The 1,739-nt window shown below is 66.6% G+C and carries 1 protein-coding gene; it reads right to left on the reverse strand.

Translation table 11 applies throughout. From position 1 onward, the window contains the following. On the reverse strand, nt 1-1,739 hold a 1,739-nt coding region (locus tag FH603_RS28025; protein ID WP_342355236.1), incomplete at both ends, for a glycosyl hydrolase family 28-related protein.

Genomic DNA, 1,739 nt, shown 5'->3' on the forward strand with positions numbered 1-1,739 from the left:
GTGAAGTCGATCGAGCCGCTGTTGGTCAGGGTGTTGCCCACCACCGCCACCTCGCTGGTGGCGTTGTGGTACAGCGTGATGCCCCGGCGGTTGCCCTCCAGCGTGTTGCCCTGCAGGAGCCACCGGCGGGCGCCCCAGTTGAAAATCGCGTAGTTGCTGCCCGCACCCGGCACCACATCCCACCCCCGGTCCAAATTCAGCGTGGAGCCGCTGCGGCTGGTGACGCTGCGCCACTGGCCCATCCCCTTCCCGCTGACGATGGCCACGATCGGACGGCGCCGGAAATTGCCCCAGTTCTTGCTGTTGTCGCTCAGGGTGGTGGGCGTTGCTGCGCTGACGGTGCCGGTCTCCTCATCGATGCGTTCGGTGCCGCCCCCCTCGGCGATGATCGTCTCGCCGTCGTTGCTGTTCTGGGCCGGGCCGTTGATGACCTTGAAGAGGTTGCCCAGCACGGCGATGTTCTCGGTGAAGTTCAGAATCAGCACGTGCTGAAGCAGGTTGGCAGGGTAGCGGGCCGAGCCGTCGCGGTACACCTTGTTCTGCTCGAAGACCCCCTCGTGGGTGTAGTCGAAGTTCAGCCCGTTCACCGCGAAGGTGAAGTTGTTGCGGGATAAGACGAAGTTGGTACTGGCATTCATGTTGATGGGACCCCGGTAGCTGCTGCGGTCGTTGACCCCCTGGCTGAAGTCCGAGTTGGCCAGCACCAGCTGGTCGGTGTTGCTGAGCTCCATCCAGTCCCCCCGGTTGAGGTCCAGCCGTACCCGCTGCAGGAACACCTGGCTCACCTGGTTGGCCCGCAGGTTGCCCATCGCCGGGCTGCCGTTGTTGTCGATGTTGAGCAGCGAGAGGTCCGCCAAACCCGACAGACTCGTCCCCGGTGAAAACAACACCGCCATGTGCGAACTCTCCAGCTGGTAGCCGTAGCGCAGCACCGTCTGCTCCTTGCCCGCCCCCTGCACCACCACCCGGCTCCGCATGCGCAGGTACTCGAAGTAGTGGTGGCTCAGCTTGTAGTTACCCGCCGGCAGGTAAACGATGCCCCCCCCGTCGGCCGACGCCCGGTCGATGGCCGCCTGGATGGCGGGCTGGTCGTTGGCGTTGCCGTCCCCCACCGCCTTGAGGCTCAGCCGACCATCGGTCTTCACGTTGTAGACGTTGCCCGTGAAGGTGAGCCGGGCCGCCCAGCCCACCCCCAGCCCGAAGTAGTCACCCCCGGCGGCCACCGCCGTCAGCGACTGGCTCAGGCGGGTCTGTCCGCTGGCCCCGCCCGTCCCGTTGCTCACCAGCAGGGTGTAGGTGATGCCCGCCTGCAGGCCGGCCGGCATGACCAGGGTTAGCTTGTAGGCGTCGCTCTGGCTGAGGTTGACGCTGGCCTCCAGGGTGACGCCATTGGCCGTCAGTCGGACCTGGGGGGTGGCGCTGCCCAGCCGCAGGTTGCGGCCGAAGATGCGCAGGGGTCCGCCCGGGCTGATGACGGGGCAGTCGGCATGGTGAGCCTGGGCCTGATTGATCCAGACCGGGGGACTGCGCTGTCCCTGGTCTTCAACCCAGACCTGGTAGAGGTCAGCGGGGGTTTGGGGGGGGATCTGGGCGGCCAGGTGGTTGGCACTCTGGAGCAGGATGGGCAGGGAGGTAGGGGTGGTAGCGGTGCCCACCAGCATGAAGGCTTTGGCCGTGGCGGGGAAGTGGCCCTGCAGGCTGATGGCCTGGCCGGGCAGGGCCGTGGCGGTCGTGTTGAA

The organism is Spirosoma utsteinense (assembly GCF_014282275.1).
Classification (GTDB): domain Bacteria; phylum Bacteroidota; class Bacteroidia; order Cytophagales; family Spirosomataceae; genus Spirosoma; species Spirosoma utsteinense.